Here is an 18,678-nt window from a genome sequence, read left to right on the forward strand (position 1 = left end):
GAACTTCGACCGGGCATCGCCCGTTGTCTTAGCCCGAGTGGCGGAATTGGTAGACGCAGGGGATTCAAAATCCCCCGCCGCAAGGCTTGTCGGTTCGAGTCCGACCTCGGGTACCATATTATTTAGCTTCAATTCATATATGTTCGATTCGACATAGATGGGAATCACAGTCTTATTTGTCGTGATATCAGGTGTATTCTTTAGACGATGCCGCGCAGCGTTCTCCGAAAGAATCCGGTGGTGTTGCATTTTTAACGCGCCACATCTTCTCGAATCTGGTTTTCGTTTCTCGGCAGAATAACATCATATCTCTGTTTGTTTTTTATTTAGACACATTAACAATTTTATTTAGTCCATTGTTTAAATAATAATATTAAAGTTTTAAATTATTTAAGAAACATACTGCAAATACTCCAAAGGGCACAAAAACTGAAGTGAATCTGGGCCAGATGGGGGATGTATAAATAGGCTCTAAATCGCCGTTTAGAGCCTAAATAGAGGTTTCTGCTTTTTGCAGAATGCCAGATTGGCTAAATAAAGGATGTCCGCTTGGGGAAGAGGACACCTTGTGGGGCGGTTGCGTAGGATTGCATCTTTGAGTGGGGTGCTATGCTGGAAGCGCGATCATTGGGGCAAGCCAATATATGGCTGCCCCGCCCCCCAAGGGTTATATTCCCCTGACTGACGCAGTTGTGTAGTTAAGAGTCTGCCGAAATATATTACGAATTTGCCAATGTCTGTGGGGGATCATATGGCACGAAGTACCGCAAAACCACATACTCGATGCGCGCGCGGTTTTTTTAAAACTGCCTATGTTTCGGGTTTAAGCACAATTCCGTCCTGTCCATGCTTCACTCCGGGAACGTCCATAGCGACGTTAAACGGAGAACTACCTGTCGAGAAACTGCATATAGGCGATCAGGTCATCACGCGTGATAATGGCTTGCAGCGAATAGGTTGGATTGGATCGAGTTTCATCGGGCCTGCAGAATTGCTTTCAAACCCTCATCTGGAACCAATTTTGATAAAAGCAGGCACACTTGGGGGCGGTCTGCCCGAGCGCGATATGATGGTCAGCCCCAATCATCGGATTCTCGTTACGAATGATCGTGTCAATCTGACCTATACCGACAAGGAAATACTTGTCGCAGCGAAACATCTGATTAATCCGAAGCGTGGTATCACACAGGTCGATTCCACCGGCACCACCTATCTACATTTCATGTGTGACCGGCATGAGGTGGTTTTGGCAAACGGGGCCTGGACGGAAAGCTTCCAACCTGAAGATACCACATTGGGGGCTTTGGGTAATGCACAACGGGGCGAAATTTTTGAACTCTTTCCCGATCTGAAAACGGCCAAAGGTCGTGAAACTTATGGGCCTGCTCGCCGTATCGTATAGCAGGACGTACAACTTTTATTTGAATAACAGGCTTACAGCTAGCCATAGCGGGATTGAAACAGTGTATTAACGAGTGCAAGGGCCACCTGAAAGGGTGGCCCTAAGTTTTTACAGGCCTTCCATTGCGCCAGTCTTCCCAATCGTCAGGTGTATCAAGGTCCAAAATCGCATGGGTTTCTGGTAGCCAAACCAACTCTGTCTGGGCCAGATGTTGTTTGAGCAAAGGTTGCGCGCCCTGATCGCCCTGCAATTCCATCAAGGATGAAATCAAAGGGGCTTTGACCAGAACAGGATGGCCCATCCTGCCACTCTTTGTCGCGCCACGCAGGATCAGCGCATCAGATGACGCGGCCGCGTCCGTAACCGTTTTAATGTCCTGTGTCGTGATTTCAGGCAGATCGGCCAGAAGGATCAAAAGTTGATCCGTATCAGGGCATGTGGCCACACCCGTTTGTATGCTGTGGGACATGCCATGATGTGCGGGATCGGTTTCGATTACCTCAACCGGTAATCCTTCCAAAGCAGCGAGGCGATCAGGGTAGGCAGGCGAGATCACAACGCGTACCGGGCCGACTTTGCTGTTCAGACATGCAACAGCACGATTTCGCAGCAACGGCTGACCATTCACATCTTCAAGCATCTTGTCTGCCCCAAGCATTCGGCTTGATGCCCCTGCGGCCAAAAGAAGGATCGGGGTTTCCATCAGTGGCTGGCAGTTTGAGAAAACAGATGGATGATCACAATTCCTGCAATGATAAATACCAGACCCAGGATCGCAGGCAGATCCAGCCGCTGGTTAAAATAAAAATATCCGATCAATGCAATGAACACGATGCCTAGGCCCGACCATAAGGCATACATGATCCCGACCGGCATATATTTCAGCGTCAGGGCCAGCAGATAAAATGATATTGCATAGGACACGATCACGATCAGGCTTGGGATCAGGCGTGTAAACTGTTGGCTGGATTGCAGTGCTGAGGTGCCGATCGTTTCGGTGATGATTGCGACCAGCAAGTAGAGGTAATGTTTTGGCATGATCGCCCCCTTCGGTTTACATTTAGAGGGCCGCGATATGGTCTGTCCAGATGTAGAAAGGGCCAGCGTATGTGCTGGCCCTTTCTAAGATTACATCGCCTTGTTCAGATTCTCGTCAATCTTTTCAAGGAAACCTTCTGTTGTCAGCCATTTCTGATCCGGGCCAACCAGAAGTGCCAAGTCTTTGGTCATGAAGCCGCTCTCGACGGTCTCAACCACCACGCGTTCCAGTGTTTCAGCGAAAGTCGCCAATTGCTGGTTTTCGTCCAGCTTTGCGCGGTGCTTCAGGCCACCTGTCCAAGCGTAGATCGATGCGATGGAGTTGGTAGATGTCGCCTCGCCCTTCTGGTGCTGTCGGTAGTGGCGGGTCACGGTGCCATGCGCGGCCTCTGCCTCAACAACCTTTCCATCCGGTGTCATCAATTGCGATGTCATCAGGCCCAGCGAACCAAAGCCCTGCGCGACGGTGTCAGATTGCACATCGCCATCGTAGTTCTTACACGCCCAGACGAAGCCACCGGACCATTTCATCGCAGCCGCGACCATATCATCGATCAGACGGTGCTCGTAAGTGATGCCTTTTTCCTTGAATTTGTCGGCGAATTCCTCGTCAAAGACTTTCTGGAACAGGTCCTTGAAGCGGCCATCATAGGCTTTCAAGATGGTGTTTTTGGTCGACAGATAGACCGGCCAGCCAAGGTTCAGGCCGTAATTCATAGATGCGCGGGCGAAATCGATGATCGAGGCGTCAAGGTTATACATCCCCATTGCAACGCCAGAGGCTGGGGCGTCAAACACATCGCGCTCAATAACAGTGCCATCCTTGCCGACGAATTTCATCGTCAGTTTCCCTTCGCCCGGAAACAGGAAATCGGTCGCGCGATATTGGTCGCCAAATGCGTGACGTCCAATGACAATGGGTTGTGTCCAGCCCGGCACAAGCCGCGGCACGTTGGAGCAGATGATGGGTGCGCGGAAAACAACGCCGCCAAGGATGTTGCGGATTGTCCCGTTCGGGCTGCGCCACATCTGTTTGAGGCCAAATTCTTCGACCCGCGCTTCATCGGGTGTGATTGTAGCACATTTCACACCAACGCCGATTTCCTTGATCTTGTTGGCCGCGTCTATTGTGATCTGATCGTCTGTTTCATCACGGACTTCCATTCCAAGATCATAGTAAAGCAGGTCCACATCGAGATAGGGAAGTATCAGTTTTTTCTTGATAAAATCCCAAATAATGCGGGTCATTTCATCGCCGTCAAGTTCGACAATGGGATTTTCTACTTTAATCTTTGACATGGGACCTCCGGCCTTGGATCTCGTTTATTGGGGTGATACCTGAATGCAGACGGGGGGAAGGCGGTATGCAAGTGTATACCAAAATTCAACTATGTCCTTGGGATTACATGCAAAAGGTTAATTGTTTCCAAATGAAATTCGTTCGTTTCAAAAGAAACGATTGACCATTGCGTAAATATTGTCAAAATTAAGGCTGTCTCTATCTGCATGATGCCTAGATTCTGCCTCATCATGTAGGCGTCAGATCAAAGATTTCGTGAATGGATTTTGATGTGATGCGGACATTGGGCTTGGGGGAACGCTGCCAGTTCTGCCTTGATCGCATCTGAATGTGGTTACGCCATAACAAGATGTATCTGAGCAGAACAAATGACCTGTTGGTTGCAGGCTCATGGCTAAGTTCCACTTGTAGGGGAGTGAGGGGTGTGGGAGGCGTATTGTCCCACTCGCAGACGGTGCCGAAGAGGGTCAAACCTGTTCAAATGTCACAGCTGCTGGTCGTCATCAGGGCAACCTGATGGCGACCTTTTTATATCACCGACCTGCAAAATACGCGGCGATACGATTGCGCAAGTGATCCCATAGGGCAGGGGCACCGCGGCTGACTTTAACCCCGACACGTGTTTCCAACTGATCAGCGGTGACGTTATACGCGGGCCATGTCCCGCCGCCTGTTTGCAGATTGGTAATGACGGGTTGCACCCGGTCAATGGACTTGGCGAAGATCGCGTCGTCAGTCTCTGCCGCCTCAAATTCATCCCAGAGCGCGCGAAATTCCTTGGCTTGAGACACGGGTAACAAACCGAAGATACGATCCGCCGCCAGCTGCTCGATCCGCTCCTGCTCGGCCGGATCATTGTCGCCGTGGATTGGGGCGTCGCCAGCGTCGATTTCCACCAGATCGTGGATCAGCAACATACGAATAACCCTGTATATATTGACCGGACGGTTCGCATGTTCGGCCAGTACCATCGCATAGAGCGCGATATGCCAGGAATGTTCGCCCGAGTTTTCCGGGCGTGATCCGTCACACAGCGTTGTCGCGCGCAGAACTGATTTCAGGCGGTCTGCCTCGTTGAGAAAGGCGAATTGCTTTTCCAGATGCTCAGAAGTCTGCTTATCCATGAACAGAGGCCTGGCGGGTAAATGTGCCAGTTTTCAGCACTATTCGTCCAAACGCACAGCGCTGCTTGTGCCTTGTGTTTCGCTGGAATAGCCGATCTGCTCCAGCACAAAGAAGGCCCCAATCGCAATAAGTCCTGTAGCTGCGAAGGCGATAAGCATGACTTTCATCTCAGTTCTCCTGCTGGGGCGTGGCCTGACGCAGATAGGCAATCAAGTCGGCTCGGTCCTCTTTTTCCGCTATCCTTTGCATAGGCATTTTTGAGCCGGGGATAAAGTGGTCCGGTCCTTCATCAAATAGCGCGTCAATTGTCTGATCTGACCAGATGATATCCGATCCCGCAAGAGTGTCGGAATAGCTGTAATCATCGATGGTGCCAGCTTTGCGTCCGAAAACCCCGTAAAGTGTGGGCCCTGCACGTCGCTCGCTGTCGGGCGAAAGGCTGTGGCAGATCGAGCATTTGCGTTTGAATTGCCGTTCTCCGTTTGACATGGTTTCGGGGTCTTTTAGAAAACTGCGTTGACGGCTGGCCATTTTCCCGTGTTTGTCCATGGTCTCGACTGGCCAGGAATACATGACATCATCAATGCCTCCGGCGTGCAAATTGGTGCCGTCATTCGAAAAAGCCAAAGCCCAGACCGGGCCTTGCCGGGTGGCCCTGAAATCACGGGTGATTTGCCAATTCGCCGTTTCGATAACCATGATGTATCCTTCGCCGTCACCGACGGCCAGTTGTTGACTGTCGGTATCATGGGCCATCGCTAGAATAGGGCGGCGATCAAGGGACAGATCCGCCAGGGCTTCATGCGTCAGCGGGTCAATAATGCGGGTCACACCATCCACTGCGCCGTAAGCCAGCCAGGTTTCGTCGCGGCTCAGAACCAACGTGTTTATCCCGAAACCATGACGCAGCAGCACTTGCTGTTCTTGCCCGGTTGCGACATCCCACAGGCGGATCGTGCCATCCGTTGAGGCAGAGTAAAGCTTCGTTCCATCCGTCGAGAACACGACATCATTCACGCCTGCAGTATGGCCTGATAGAAAGACCGGATCGCCACCTGCAAGCGGCCAAAGCGCAATCTGGCCATCCCAACTGGCAGAGGCCACAAGGGTCTTGTCCGGGGATATCGCCAACCCCATCACCTTGCCCTGATGCCCGGTAAGTCGTGTGCTTGTGCCAGTCTTCAAATCCCAGATAACTACAGCAAAATCATCCGCCCCTGACACAGCGGTCGTCTCGTCAATGAATTGCACGATGTTCACCGCTGCTTCGTGGTTTTCCAGCCAGCGCGGTGTGTCATCCGACCAAAGACCCACTGAATTGTCGAAACTCGCGGTCGCAATCTGATCCGTAGGAGACACGTCAATATCCATGATCGGGCCGCCATGGCCTTTGAGTGTGAAGAACTCACCTGCCGTGGCGGGCAAGGATAGCAATGACAGTATCACAAGCGCACGCATCTCACTCGGCAGGGGTGGCGTTTTCCGATGGTTTCGCGTCTTGGGTCAGCACCTCTTCAACCCATAGCGAATGATGCTCACGCGCCCATTGTTCTTCGACCTCGCCTGACCCCATAGCATCATATGCGCCTTCCATCCCGACGGAGCCGATATAGATATGGGCCAGAATAATCGCCATCAGCACGAAGCTGACCATGGCATGCCATAGCTGCGCGTATTGCATTTCCTCATGGGGGGCGAGGGCGGTGTTAAGTTCCCCAAGACCCAGAAGCTGCGGAATGCCAAACGCATTGAGTTTTTCGAACGTTGCAGCAAACATTGGCAGCTCAAACGGGAATAATAGCGAAAGCCCAGAAACTGATATCGACCCACCAAGTACAATGACAGACCAGAAGATCAGCTTTTGACCCGCGTTGAATTTCTTGGCAGGTGGATGACTACCCCCGAACAGCCCGCCACCTTTGGCGATCCATTTCAGATCGGTGCGGTCTGGCAGGTTATGAATGACCCACATCACAAAGATCATCACCAAAGCGATCATAAACGCCCAGGAAATATTGTTGTGAACCCATTTGGATGCCATAGCGATGGTCGCAAAACTGTCCTTGCCGAAAAACGGAATAAAAAATTTGCGACCCGCAATAGATATAAGCCCGGTCAAGCCAAGAATAATGAAAGACCCGGCCAGCATCCAATGTCCGAACCGCTCAATCGCTTTGAAGCGGGTGACAGTCCGGCCGGTTTTGTGTCCATCGATTTTGACCCGGCCCCGTATCAGGAAGAACAGAACCAGCGCAACAAGTGTACCGCCCAGCAAATAAAGGCCATATTTTAGCAACGGGCCTTCGCGGAATTGTAGCCACCACATGCCACCATCCTGAACAAGAACGGTTGTTGCGTGGCCTTTCGAGGTTGAGGTGACATCCGCCGTGCCATAGCGCAGGGCGCGCCACAGTTCGGGGTCGGACGCGCCGCCCAGCGTGCCAAGCTGATTGGCAATCCCGGCAGCTGTATCCGGGTCGCCCGTATCTGTACGGCGAAACGCATCGTCGATCTGTTCGCCACGCTGGCGGGCCAGAATATCCTCAAGTGTTTGTGCTCCGCCAGTGGCAGAGCGGTCAACCGGATCGGGGGTCTCCTGCGCAAGCGCGGTCGTTGCTATGACCAACGTCAGAACAAATGCAAAAAACATGCGCAGCATGTATCGGTCCCCCATCAAAAAAGACTATGTCAGGGCAGCCTGTTTCAAAGCTGCCCTGTGAAACGGCTTAGCCGTCTTTCTGGTCGTAGGCCGTGCCCCAACCCCATGCACCGGACCCGAAGCCTCGGGCGACGACACGCTCGCGGTAGATGCCGCTGACGACATCGCCGTCGCCAGCCAGAAGCGCCTTGGTCGAACACATCTCGGCACAGATGGGCAGTTTGCCCTCGGCGATCCGATTGCGGCCGTATTTGGCGAATTCGGCCTTGCTATGGGTTTCTTCGGGACCACCGGCGCAGAAGGTACATTTGTCCATTTTGCCGCGCGATCCGAAATTGCCCGCTTGCGGGTATTGCGGCGCGCCAAACGGGCAGGCGTAGAAGCAATAGCCGCAACCGATGCACAAGTCCTTGGAGTGCAGAACCACGCCTTCTTCGTTCTGGTAGAAGCAATCCACGGGGCACACCGCCATACAGGGCGCGTCCGAGCAATGCATACAAGCCACGGAAATCGACCGTTCCCCGGGGGAGCCATCGTTGATGGTGACCACCCGGCGGCGATTGATGCCCCATGGCACTTCGTGTTCGTTTTTACAGGCTGTTACGCAAGCGTTGCATTCAATGCAGCGTTCGGCGTCGCAGAGAAACTTTGCTCTTGCCATCTTACCTTCTCCCTATGCTGCGGTGATCTTGCAGAGAGTCGCTTTCGTCTCCTGCATTTGCGTGACTGAATCGTAGCCATAGGTCTGGGCCGTGTTGGTACTTTCGCCCAACACATAAGGATCAGCCCCTTTGGGGTATTTATCCCTCTGGTCCACACCCTCGAAATGGCCACCAAAGTGGAACGGCATGAAGGCTACGCCCGCGCCGACCCGCTCCGTGATCATAGCCATTACCTTGACCTTGCCGCCTTCCGGGCCTTCGACCCAGACCTGTGATCCATCCCGAATGCCAAGGTTGTTGGCGTCGCGGGTGTTGATCTCGACGAACATATCCTGCTGAAGCTCAGCCAACCAAGGGTTCGAGCGGGTCTCGTCACCGCCACCCTCATATTCCACCAAACGACCCGAGGTCAGAATAATCGGGTAATCCTTGCTGAAGTCGTTTTTCTGGATCGAGGCATACATAGTCGGCAGGCGGTAGAACTTACGATCCTCGTAGGTTGGGTAGTCTTTCACCAGATCACGCCGGTTTGTATAAAGCGGTTCGCGGTGGACAGGCACCGGATCGGGGAAGGTCCACACAACTGCGCGCGCCTTGGCATTGCCAAATGGCGCGCATTCGTGCTTGATCGCAACCCGCTGGATACCGCCAGACAGGTCAGTCTTCCAGTTCGTGTCGGGGCCAGCCACTTTATTGATCGCAAGCTTTTCCTTGCCCGTGAGATCATTGTCCCAGCCCAGATCGATCAGCATCTGCATGGTAAATTCAGGATAGCCATCCTGAATCTCGGACCCTGCAGAATAGACGCCTTCGGCCAACATGTTATCGCCTTCATATTCGACCCCGAATCGGGCACGGAATGTCAGACCGCCTTCAGAGACGGGTTTCGACATATCATAGAGGTTGGGCGTTCCGGGGTGTTTCATCTCTGGCGTGCCCCAGCATGGCCACGGCATGCCGTAATAATCCCCATCAGCCGGGCCACCTACGGCTTGCAGCGTCGTTCTGTCGAAAGTGTGCTGATTGGCCATGTGAAGCTTCAGCCGCTCAGGCGATTGCCCGGTATAGCCAACCGTCCACATGCCTCGGTTGAATTCGCGGGTGATGCTTTCGACGTTGGGTGTTTCTGGATCATCCATATCGATATTGCGGAAGAACCGATCTGCCCAGCCAAATTTGTTGGCAAATTTGGCCATGATAACTTCGTCCGGTAGGCTTTCGAACAGTGGCTCTACAACGCGGTCACGCCATTGGATAGACCGGTTCGAAGCCGTAACCGAGCCGCGTGTCTCAAACTGCGTACAGGCCGGCAGCAAATAGACGCCATCGGTCCGGTCATGTAAGACCGCAGACACTGTTGGATAAGGATCGACAACGACCAGCATATCCAGCTGCTCCATCGCGGTCTTCATCTCTTTAATACGCGTCTGCGAATTCGGTGCGTGCCCCCACAGGACCATTGCCCGAACCTTGTCGGGGTTGTCCATGTTTTCGGGATCTTCCAGAACACCGTCGATCCAGCGCGATACAGGGATGCCTGTCAGGTTCATCAGGCTGGTCTCGTTGCCATCGGCATCTTTGGGACCGGCGGCAAACTGACCTTTCAGCCAATCGAGATCTTCCTCCCAGACCCGCGCCCAGTGGGCCCATGATCCAGGCTTAAGCCCATAATAGCCGGGCAGGGTGTGGCTCAGAACGCCAAGGTCTGTCGCTCCCTGCACATTGTCATGGCCGCGGAAAATATTCGTCCCGCCGCCAGTGGTGCCCATATTGCCAAGGGCCAGTTGAAGCACGCAATAGGCACGCGTGTTGTTGTTGCCGTTAGTGTGTTGCGTGCCGCCCATGCACCAGACGACAGTGCCGGGCCGGTTATTGGCCATGGTCCGTGCCACGCGACGCAGTTGAGAGCCGGGGGCGCCCGTAACGCGCTCGACCTCTTCGGGGTCCCACTTCGCAACTTCGTCCTTGATCTGATCCATGCCCCAGACACGGGTGCGGATAAACTCTTTGTCTTCCCACCCGTTCTCGAAGATATGCCACAGAATACCCCAGACCAATGCCACGTCAGTGCCCGGGCGGAAGCGGACATATTCATCTGCGTGGGCTGCTGTGCGGGTAAAGCGTGGGTCACACACGATAACCGGCGCGTTGTTCTGCTCTTTCGCGCGCAGGATATGCAGCAAGGATACCGGGTGCGCTTCAGCGGGGTTGCCCCCGATAATGAAGATCGCCTTGGAGTTGTGCATATCATTGTAGCTGTTTGTCATGGCGCCGTAGCCCCATGTATTCGCAACACCTGCAACAGTGGTGGAGTGACAAATTCGCGCCTGATGATCGACGTTGTTCGTGCCCCAGTAAGCGGCGAACTTACGGAACAGGTAGGCCTGTTCGTTGTTATGCTTCGCTGAGCCCAGCCAATAGACGCTGTCTGGCCCGCTTTCGTCGCGGATTTTCATCATCCCGCCGCCGATTTCATCAATGGCCTGATCCCAGCTGATGCGCTTCCACTCACCGCCTTCTTTTTTCATGGGGTATTTCAGGCGGCGTTCACCATGGGCATGTTCGCGGACAGAGGCACCTTTGGCACAATGCGCGCCAAGGTTGAACGGGCTGTCCCATCCGGGCTCTTGCCCGGTCCAGACACCATCCTGCACCTCGGCGACCACCGTGCAGCCGACCGAGCAGTGGGTGCAAACAGATTTTATTGTCTCAACCGCGCCTTTGGCGGCGGACTGAGCCGAAGCTTGTGTGACTGTGCCACCTGTTGCGCTGATCGCGGCCAAACCGCCGATGGCCAGACCTGATCCGCGCAGAAAGCTGCGGCGGTCAACGGATTTTTCTGCGACATTCGCCAACAGGCCTGTTGCCTGAGACCGCCGTGCCACCCCGTTTGTCTTTTTTCTTAACATAGTCAATCTCCCTTGCTGGCTCCGCGTTTGTCGGGCTTGCTGGGTTTCAATGCCCCGATTGGGGCGTTTTCAGAACCTTGCGCTGTCCAGATAAGCGCGGGTATGGGCCGTATCCTGCATCTTGGTGTCATCCGTGATGACCTCAGCCGCCTCGAGTTGTGTGGTGCCAATCGCAGCCGTTGCCAAAGCTGCGGGTGCTGCCGTCGAGGCGAGCTTCAGGAAATCGCGCCGGTTGGCGTTGTCTTTGTGATCTGTGCTCATGATCTTATCCTCCCTTAGTCTTTACGTGCCGGCGTCAGCCGGATGCCATGCGAAATGCTTCGCGTTCAATCTCCATGAATGCTTTGCCAACACTGCCGACCGACGCATAGAAAACCGCAGAACTCGCGGCTTCCAGATCGGTAAAGAAATGACCGGCCCATGGTCCGATATGTTTGTTGAAGAATGTCTTTTGATCTGCCAACGTCGCAGCAGGGCCAAAGCGCCCTACGATCATTCCGCCCATCATTTCCATCAGTGATGCGATGTTGTCTTCCGGCTCATACACGTTTTCGGCCCGTGTAATCCGTCGCGCCGCCATATCGCCGCGCAAACTTGCAAGCGGTTTTTCGTTCAGAAACCCAGTTAGATAATAGCTGGCATAGGGCAGCAATTCACCACGTCCCAGGCCAATAAACAAAGCATTGAATTCACGTTCCAGCGTTTTTGGTTTGCTGACCTTCGCAACCCGCGCGAGCGTTGCAATGGCGTTGCCAAGATCAGATCTGTCGCCGCTCAGACCTGCGGTCTGGCTTAGCAAGATATCATCGGCAGGCGCAGACAGGATCAATCCGAGGTAATTATACAAATCAGCGCGAAGGCGGTCTTCTTCGCTAACCTGCGGTGTCTCGGTTACAGCACTCATGCGACGCCCTCCTCACGGGCAGGTTCAAAGGTAAACTGCATCTTGCGTGGCGGCTGGGGTGCTCGTTCCGCCTCCGGCTCTGCCTGAGTTGTCTCGGCTATGGCTTCGCAAGGCACATCATCTACAAATGCAATAGCCTCTTGCTCGTCTTCTACGACGGGCAACTCAGGCGTATCTGCATCTTGTTCTTCCGCTTGCCGGGCCATTTCTTGTATGTGGCTCATCATGCCCTTGCCAACCTGATAGGTCGTTTGCAGGTTTTCGATAACCGTTGCGCTATCGGTGAAATCCTGACCGTAATCCACCAGTTCATCCAGATTGGCGAGCTTTGGATTGCTTAACCATAGCTTGCGCAAGGCGCGGGTCCGCAGGCGTTCGGGAACGGCTTTCGACATGAAAACAGAAAAATCATCGCCTTGCTGCATGTTCTCCGGGTCCGGCAGGCCCAGCTCCTCCAGAATTTCCTCATCGGATTTTTCTTCTAATAGCTCTTGCTGCGCGGCGACCTCTTGCGCTTCGACAAATGCCTGTTCGGCGTCAAGCTCGGCCTGAACCTTTGCTTTGCGGTGTGACCAGAAATCCTGCGGTTTATTCATTGCAACCGCCCTTTCCGGATCGAAGAGGGCGCGCGGTAGACATCTGCAATCTGTTCAATACGGGCATCGCCAATGCCATCCTCGGTCATATCAACCTTGGTCTTGTTACGCCGCCGTTTTACGAATTTCTCGTCCACATAATGCGCGTCGGTAAAATCCTGAACCCAGTCAAGCAATGCTGGCGGCATGGCAATTTTTTCGACCAGTTCATCCCCGCTTTCGGTGTAATCCTGCGCTTCATAGGGCGAAGCCGTGACCAGTAGAACTTGATAGGGGTGTTTGCCGCTTGTCGGTCGCATCACGACATAAACCGAAGGCACTTCAGCGTTCAGGCCATGCATGTAGGCTTCAGCATCTGTGTGATATAACTCAACCACACATGTCGCGGCGTGATATTCCGAGACACCGCCTTCTTCGCGCAGAAGCTGCCAATTCGCCTTTCGCGCACCAGGCAATACAGCTGTGACCTTCCAGGACCATTCTGCCCAACGGGTCACACCCGGTGACTTTCTTATAACAATGCCAATTGGCAGTGTTCTGGATTTCCCCACATCAAGTGGCAAGTTTCCTCCCGGTCGCATTTCTGCGATCTCTCCCCCTTTAGCTTTGCAAAACTCAAACGATCTGCAAAGTAAATATTGCATCGAGAACGAATAATTTACCTGCGAACGTGAAAAACCTCTGATTTGTTTAGAATTAGAAACGACCATTTCTGGCCGTGACAGACCGCTGTGATGCAAAAACTGCTCGAGATCGCAATTGTGAAATGTGTGTGTGCCGCTTACGATTTGCACAACACCTGTCTCGGGGAGGAGGCCGGGGATTGGTAAATTGGGGGGACATGATGTCCAAAAAACTACTGTTATGCGATTGCCTGGGAAGCCAGAAACTGGATGCTGATGTGATCGCGGACGGAAAAGATATCATTTGCTCCCGTATCCACACCAGCTTGTGCCTTGATGAGATAGACAGCGCGGCCAAGGCTATAACCGATGGCGATGTGATCATCGCCTGTCAGCAGGAACGAGCACGGTTCGAAGTGCTGGCAGATGAGGTCGGGGCAGACATGCCCGGCTTCGTGGACTTGCGCGACCGAGCGGGCTGGGGCGAGGGGGACACGTCCCCCAAGATGGCCGCGCTCGTGGCTGAAGCTCTGTTGCCTGCTGCGCAGTTAAAATCTGTTGATGTGGTCTCGGAAGGCATTTGCCTGATCATTGGTGCGTCCGCTGTTGCAATGCCCGCTGCCGAGCAGCTTTGCGAAACGCTTGGCGTTACGGTCATGTTGACGGGTGAAGCTGATCTTCCAGCAGATCGTCGGTTCGAGATTATCCGTGGCGCTTTGCGTCAGGCAACAGGTACATTCGGTGCGTTTGAGCTACGCATCGATGCGTTACAACAGCTGGTTCCCGGTGGACGCGGGGCGGTGCAACTTTCTGCACCTCGCCATGGGGCCGTGTCGCAATGTGATTTGATCCTCGATCTGAGTGGGGGTGCGGCGCTGTTCCCGGCTCATGAACAACGTGACGGTTATTTGCGCGCCGACCCAAAAAGCGCGACTGCTGTGGCCAGTGCCGTTCTGCAAGCTGCGCAGATGGTCGGCACATTCGAAAAGCCGCTTTACGTTCGGCTGGAACCAACGCTTTGTGCCCATTCGCGGGCTGAACAGATCGCATGTTCGAATTGTTTGAACATCTGTCCCACAGGGGCGATTACACCGGACGGCGATCACGTTAGCATTGATCCGATGGTCTGTGCCGGCTGTGGTGCGTGTAGTGCGCTGTGTCCATCCGGGGCGATTACTTATGATGCCCCGCCGGTTGAGACGATTTTCCGGCGGTTGGATGTTTTGGCCCGGACCTATCGTAAGGCTGCGGGCACCGCGCCACGTCTGTTGGTCCACGATATGGACCATGGGCACGAAATGATCACGCTGGCGGCCCGCTACGGTCGCGGATTGCCCGCCGATATGATCCCGTTGACTGTCGAGGCTCTGGCAGGCTTTGGTCATGCCGAAGCCTTGGCGGCTCTGGCCTGCGGCTTTGCAAGTGTCAGCATTTTGGTTGGCCCCAAGACGGAACGCGATGCTTTAGAACAAGAAGTTGCTCTGACCGCGGCCATTGCAGGCGGCGAAAAGATCACGCTTTTGGATATCAGCGATCCGGATATCCTGTGCGAAACACTTTACAGCGCACAGACCCCGGCACCTGTCGCCAACACAATCCTGCCTATGGGCACCCGCCGTCAGGTCGCGCGCCTGGCCGCAAAGGCGGTTCGGCCTGAGACGGAGGTGGTTGATCTGCCTGAAACAGCCCCTTATGGCGCGGTCCTTGTGGACACGGATGCCTGCACCTTATGCCTGTCTTGTGTCTCGCTCTGCCCATCCGGCGCTTTGGGGGATAACCCTGATATGCCGCAGTTGCGCTTTCAGGAAGATGCTTGCTTGCAATGCGGGCTGTGCAGCACTATTTGCCCGGAGAATGCGATTACCTTGCAGCCGCGGTTGAACCTGACCGATCAGGCGCTGTCACAAACCATCCTGCACGAAGAAGAACCCTTTGCCTGCATCGAATGCGGTGCGTTGTTCGGTGTCAAATCGACCGTGGAAAAGATCACCGAAAAACTGGCTGGCAAGCATTCCATGTTCAGCAATCCTGATGCCGCCCGAATGATCCAGATGTGTGACAATTGCCGGGTCAATGCGCAGTTTCATTCAGAAAACAATCCGTTCGCAGGAAAAGAACGGCCTGCGGTGCGCACGACTGATGATTACTTTTCCAAACGCAAAGATCACTGAGACGCAACCGGCGCTGACTTAATCGGTGCACCCAGATCGGCCGGGGCGATCACCGAGACGTAAGCAAGAATGGCGTCCAGATCGTCCAACGTCAGCGTCACGGGTACAATCGGCGGTGGGGTCGCTGCATCGAAAGGCGCTGTCACATCCTCAATCTGGGTGAAGGCCGCGTGGGGCTTAAGCGCGTAGAATGCCTGAAACCGCGTGTCCCAATCCTCAAACGTGCGCAGCAGCGCGAAGGACGGGGTCGAGCCGATGGCATCCATCCTATTGCTGTCGTTTATAACATGGCACCGCCCGCAATGGGTCAGGGACAGCTCTTCGCCCTTTTTAGCGTTGCCTTCGAAGATCGGGGCCTTGGCAGGGGCAGCCACGGCGACCTTGGTTGTAAACAGCTGTTTACCATCCAGCTGATAGGCTTCAATCGTGCGGGTCCCAACATCAGAACTGAGCCATTCCAGAAACGCCTCGGCCCCGGCGTTTTTGTCGGCTGGATCGCGCAGTATATGCCACAGGATCGCTGGCCCCTGAAAGGCAGCCCGTCCGTCCGGGCCTTCGGTAAAAGCGACCTCGAAACTGCCACCTTCTGGCACCAGATCAACCTTGATGCGGGTTTTCAGGGTAAACCGGGGCAGCAGATGTTTTAGAAACCCTGTCTCAACCAATGCGGCAGGCGCGCTCAGGCGAAAGCTCTTTGTCTCGGCCAGTGCAGAGACAGGTATCGTCATCCAAATCAACAAACAGGTGATTGCTATGCGCATTCAACCTCACAAGATATATCGTATATATTGCAATGGTAGGGTTGCGGGCCTAAGCAGGTCAATGTTTTGATACAGGCCGGGAGGAAAGATCAATGAGTGATGATTTCAACATGTCGATGCGCAAGTTTCTCAAGCAGGTGGGTGTCACATCCCAGCAAGCGATCGAAGAAGCGATGCGAAATGCAGGGGATACCAACGGTAAAAGCTATAAGGCCAAGGTTGTTTTGACCGTTGACGGGCTTGATCTGGAGCATGTTGTAACTGGCACAATTACCGGGCAATCCTGACGTGACGTTGACCCGTGAAGACGTATTAGCGACACTCAAAACCATCACCGATCCTGCCAGTGAACAGGATATTGTCAGCGCAGGGCTGGTGCGTGCTTTGGCAGTGGAAGATGGGGTTGTGCGCTTTGTGTTTGAAGTGAGTGCATCGCAGGTCACTGCAATGGAGGCTGTACGCGCCGAGGCCGAAAACCGTTTGCGTGCGCTTGACGGTGTAACGCAGGTTTCGGCCGTCATGACGGCCCATAGCGCGCCCAAAGCGCCGCCTGATTTGAAGAGCCAACGTAGTACAGCACCGCAGGGCCCTCAGAAAATTCCGGGCGTTGATCGAATTCTGGCCATTGCCTCTGGCAAGGGTGGGGTGGGTAAATCCACGGTGTCGGCCAATCTGGCCTGCGCCTTGGCGGCAGAGGGTCGAAAGGTCGGCCTGCTGGATGCGGATGTTTACGGACCGTCTCAGCCGCGCATGTTGGGTGTATCGGGCAGACCTGCCTCGCCCGATGGCAAAACGATCTTACCGATGCGCAATCACGGCGTGACTATGATGTCTATGGGTCTGATGATGAATGATGATCAGGCGGTTGTCTGGCGTGGACCTATGCTGATGGGTGCCTTGCAGCAGATGTTGACGCAAGTGCAATGGGGTGCGCTGGATGTACTGATCGTCGATTTGCCGCCTGGCACTGGCGATGTGCAGATGACGCTGGCGCAAAAGGCCCATGTGGATGGTGCTATCATCGTCTCTACACCGCAGGACGTCGCACTTCTGGATGCGCGCAAGGGGATTGATATGTTCAATCAACTCAAGACGCCAATTGTCGGCATGATTGAAAATATGAGCACGCATATCTGTTCGAAATGCGGCCATGAAGAATATGTCTTTGGCCATGGTGGTGTTGCCGCTGAAGCCGCAAAACTGGACGTTCCATTGCTGGCGGAAATTCCACTGCATCTGGATATAAGGCTGGCTGCGGACGGCGGTGCGCCGATTGTTGTGTCAAAGCCCGATAGCGCGCAAGCCGAAGGATTTCGCAGTGTTGCCCGTGATCTGGTCGCAAAAGGTCTTGCATGACATCACCCAATTTCCCGCCGCTGTTTACGGCTTATCCGGTTTCTGACGGGGCGGACCCCTTTGGTGTAGCCTGCACCGAAGCGTCAAATGGGTGTGATGCGGGCCTTGTGGTTTACGACACAGCCACGCCCGACCTGAAAGCCGCACTTGTCTTTGCCCCCGAAGTCCCTTTGCGCGATGCGATGGTTGCGTTGCCTGCTTGCGGTTTGGGGTTTCAGAATGCACTTGGCGCGCTGGCCCCGCCCGAGATTGCCGTGCATCTGGGCTGGGCCGGGGGTATCCGCGTCAATGACGCGGCCTGCGGTCAGATGCGCGTTGCGGCAAATATGCAAGATCCTGATACTGTGCCGGATTGGCTGGTCATCGCACTTGACATGCCCATCCTGCCACAGGGGGATAATCCGGGCGAGACCCCGAACCAGACGTCGCTTTATGATGAGGGGTGTGGCGATGTTGCGGCTATTCCGCTTCTGGAAAGCTGGGTGCGCCATACGCTGCACTGGATCAACCGCTGGGCTGATGATGGCGTAAAACCCTTGCACAATGATTGGAGCGCGCTGGCCTTCGATATAAGGGCAGGGGACACCATCGGCATCGATGAGCATTTTGGGCTGTTGCGCAAATCTGGATCAGATACCAAACTTACCCCCCTGACAACTTTGCTGGAGACACCTGAATGAAACTCGCCCGTGCCATTCATTTCGACGAAAGCGATACAAATGTCTTCCATTCCCCGGCCCGAACCGGCGAATGGTGCATTTCAGGCGGGTTTGAGTTTTCGAACTGGGGAGAGGCAGACCTGACCGGTAAGGCCCGTCAGGCTTTCGCCAATGGCTGGCTGGGGCTAGAGACGTTCGGGCGCGTCACGTTTGTGGCCGTCACCCAGCTTGAGCAGGGTGAGCTGGACGCGTTGAGCAACGCTTTGGCACAGCATTTCGTGACGCTCTATGGGGCTCCGTCGCTCGAGGCTGCCCATGCGATAGCGCAGCAAGAGCTGCAATACATGACAGAACTATGCGAGGATCACGCCCCCAATACATTGCTGACAGTTAGCCGTGAATTGACCGAGGCCGGTGTGAAAGAAGCCTTCCGCACAATCGAAGCGCAAGATGCCGGGTTGGAACAGTTCGCTGTCCACGGCTCACTGGATGAAGACCCGCATAGTCATTGAC

General features: G+C 54.4%; 20 protein-coding genes and 1 tRNA gene. 7 read left to right on the forward strand and 14 right to left on the reverse strand.

The features are described from left to right. Positions 1 to 31 precede the first annotated feature (31 nt). Positions 32 to 116: transfer RNA gene (locus ACZ1HF_RS02990), tRNA-Leu, on the forward strand. 635 nt (positions 117 to 751) lie between these two features. Next, the gene (locus tag ACZ1HF_RS02995; RefSeq protein ID WP_472656107.1) at positions 752 to 1,402 is read left to right on the forward strand and encodes a Hint domain-containing protein; all 651 of its coding nucleotides are present in this window, start codon (positions 752 to 754) and stop codon (positions 1,400 to 1,402) included. Positions 1,403 to 1,502: 100 nt separating this feature from the next. On the opposite strand, the gene ACZ1HF_RS03000 is transcribed toward ACZ1HF_RS02995, so the two are convergent. The 13 genes from ACZ1HF_RS03000 to ACZ1HF_RS03060 form a co-directional block, all read right to left on the reverse strand. After that, positions 1,503 to 2,105: a nucleotidyltransferase family protein gene (locus ACZ1HF_RS03000; protein ID WP_472656108.1), complete on the reverse strand. Its 603-nt coding sequence runs from the start codon at positions 2,103 to 2,105 to the stop codon at positions 1,503 to 1,505. Next, positions 2,105 to 2,440 carry a DMT family transporter gene (locus tag ACZ1HF_RS03005; RefSeq protein WP_472656109.1) on the reverse strand — a complete coding sequence of 112 codons (336 nt, stop codon included), beginning with the start codon at positions 2,438 to 2,440 and terminating at the stop codon, positions 2,105 to 2,107. Before ACZ1HF_RS03005 ends, ACZ1HF_RS03000 begins: the two co-directional genes overlap by 1 nt. Positions 2,441 to 2,530: 90 nt before the next feature. Next, complete coding sequence (locus tag ACZ1HF_RS03010; protein WP_472656110.1) at positions 2,531 to 3,739, reverse strand: NADP-dependent isocitrate dehydrogenase; 1,209 nt, start codon at positions 3,737 to 3,739, stop codon at positions 2,531 to 2,533. 534 nt (positions 3,740 to 4,273) lie between these two features. Further along, positions 4,274 to 4,864, reverse strand: coding sequence for an HD domain-containing protein (locus tag ACZ1HF_RS03015; RefSeq protein ID WP_472656111.1), 591 nt, complete (start codon positions 4,862 to 4,864; stop codon positions 4,274 to 4,276). Between the two features lie 39 nt (positions 4,865 to 4,903). Then, the gene (locus ACZ1HF_RS03020; RefSeq protein ID WP_472656112.1) at positions 4,904 to 5,032 is read right to left on the reverse strand and encodes a hypothetical protein; all 129 of its coding nucleotides are present in this window, start codon (positions 5,030 to 5,032) and stop codon (positions 4,904 to 4,906) included. Position 5,033: 1 nt separating this feature from the next. Beyond that, a complete protein-coding gene (locus tag ACZ1HF_RS03025; protein WP_472656113.1) occupies positions 5,034 to 6,323 on the reverse strand; it encodes a c-type cytochrome in 1,290 nt (429 codons plus the stop codon). A 1-nt stretch (position 6,324) separates the two neighbouring features. Beyond that, on the reverse strand, positions 6,325 to 7,524 hold the full coding sequence (locus ACZ1HF_RS03030) for a formate dehydrogenase subunit gamma (protein WP_472656114.1): 1,200 nt from the start codon (positions 7,522 to 7,524) through the stop codon (positions 6,325 to 6,327). 67 nt (positions 7,525 to 7,591) lie between these two features. Further along, positions 7,592 to 8,185: a formate dehydrogenase FDH3 subunit beta gene (gene fdh3B, locus ACZ1HF_RS03035; RefSeq protein ID WP_472656115.1), complete on the reverse strand. Its 594-nt coding sequence runs from the start codon at positions 8,183 to 8,185 to the stop codon at positions 7,592 to 7,594. Between the two features lie 12 nt (positions 8,186 to 8,197). Beyond that, positions 8,198 to 11,095: a formate dehydrogenase subunit alpha gene (locus tag ACZ1HF_RS03040; protein WP_472656116.1), complete on the reverse strand. Its 2,898-nt coding sequence runs from the start codon at positions 11,093 to 11,095 to the stop codon at positions 8,198 to 8,200. A 69-nt stretch (positions 11,096 to 11,164) separates the two neighbouring features. Further along, positions 11,165 to 11,356, reverse strand: coding sequence for a twin-arginine translocation signal domain-containing protein (locus ACZ1HF_RS03045; protein WP_472656117.1), 192 nt, complete (start codon positions 11,354 to 11,356; stop codon positions 11,165 to 11,167). Positions 11,357 to 11,390: 34 nt separating this feature from the next. Then, positions 11,391 to 11,999: a TorD/DmsD family molecular chaperone gene (locus tag ACZ1HF_RS03050; protein WP_472656118.1), complete on the reverse strand. Its 609-nt coding sequence runs from the start codon at positions 11,997 to 11,999 to the stop codon at positions 11,391 to 11,393. After that, positions 11,996 to 12,595 carry a DUF3306 domain-containing protein gene (locus tag ACZ1HF_RS03055; protein ID WP_472656119.1) on the reverse strand — a complete coding sequence of 200 codons (600 nt, stop codon included), beginning with the start codon at positions 12,593 to 12,595 and terminating at the stop codon, positions 11,996 to 11,998. The genes ACZ1HF_RS03050 and ACZ1HF_RS03055 overlap by 4 nt, the downstream gene beginning before the upstream one ends. After that, entirely contained in the window at positions 12,592 to 13,158 is a 567-nt protein-coding gene (locus ACZ1HF_RS03060) for a DUF3305 domain-containing protein (RefSeq protein ID WP_472656120.1), read from the reverse strand. The genes ACZ1HF_RS03055 and ACZ1HF_RS03060 overlap by 4 nt, the downstream gene beginning before the upstream one ends. Positions 13,159 to 13,439: 281 nt before the next feature. Between ACZ1HF_RS03060 and ACZ1HF_RS03065 the strand changes: the two genes are divergently transcribed. Then, positions 13,440 to 15,389, forward strand: coding sequence for a 4Fe-4S binding protein (locus tag ACZ1HF_RS03065; RefSeq protein WP_472656121.1), 1,950 nt, complete (start codon positions 13,440 to 13,442; stop codon positions 15,387 to 15,389). Here the strand turns inward: ACZ1HF_RS03065 and ACZ1HF_RS03070 are convergent. After that, on the reverse strand, positions 15,383 to 16,150 hold the full coding sequence (locus ACZ1HF_RS03070; protein WP_472656122.1) for a hypothetical protein: 768 nt from the start codon (positions 16,148 to 16,150) through the stop codon (positions 15,383 to 15,385). The genes ACZ1HF_RS03065 and ACZ1HF_RS03070 overlap by 7 nt on opposite strands. A gap of 92 nt (positions 16,151 to 16,242) precedes the next feature. On the opposite strand from ACZ1HF_RS03070, the gene ACZ1HF_RS03075 reads away from it, so the two are divergent. From ACZ1HF_RS03075 to ACZ1HF_RS03090, 4 genes are read left to right on the forward strand one after another with little or no spacing between them, the layout of a single operon-like run. After that, positions 16,243 to 16,437, forward strand: coding sequence for a DUF6494 family protein (locus ACZ1HF_RS03075; RefSeq protein WP_472656123.1), 195 nt, complete (start codon positions 16,243 to 16,245; stop codon positions 16,435 to 16,437). Between the two features lies 1 nt (position 16,438). Then, complete coding sequence (gene apbC, locus ACZ1HF_RS03080) at positions 16,439 to 17,506, forward strand: iron-sulfur cluster carrier protein ApbC (protein ID WP_472656124.1); 1,068 nt, start codon at positions 16,439 to 16,441, stop codon at positions 17,504 to 17,506. Continuing rightward, positions 17,503 to 18,186, forward strand: coding sequence for a biotin/lipoate--protein ligase family protein (locus ACZ1HF_RS03085; RefSeq protein ID WP_472656125.1), 684 nt, complete (start codon positions 17,503 to 17,505; stop codon positions 18,184 to 18,186). The genes apbC and ACZ1HF_RS03085 overlap by 4 nt, the downstream gene beginning before the upstream one ends. Continuing rightward, the gene (locus ACZ1HF_RS03090) at positions 18,183 to 18,677 is read left to right on the forward strand and encodes a DUF6505 family protein (protein ID WP_472656126.1); all 495 of its coding nucleotides are present in this window, start codon (positions 18,183 to 18,185) and stop codon (positions 18,675 to 18,677) included. Before ACZ1HF_RS03085 ends, ACZ1HF_RS03090 begins: the two co-directional genes overlap by 4 nt. The last annotated feature ends 1 nt before the right edge of the window (position 18,678 follow it).

The organism is Litoreibacter sp. GN1-5 (assembly GCF_055693805.1).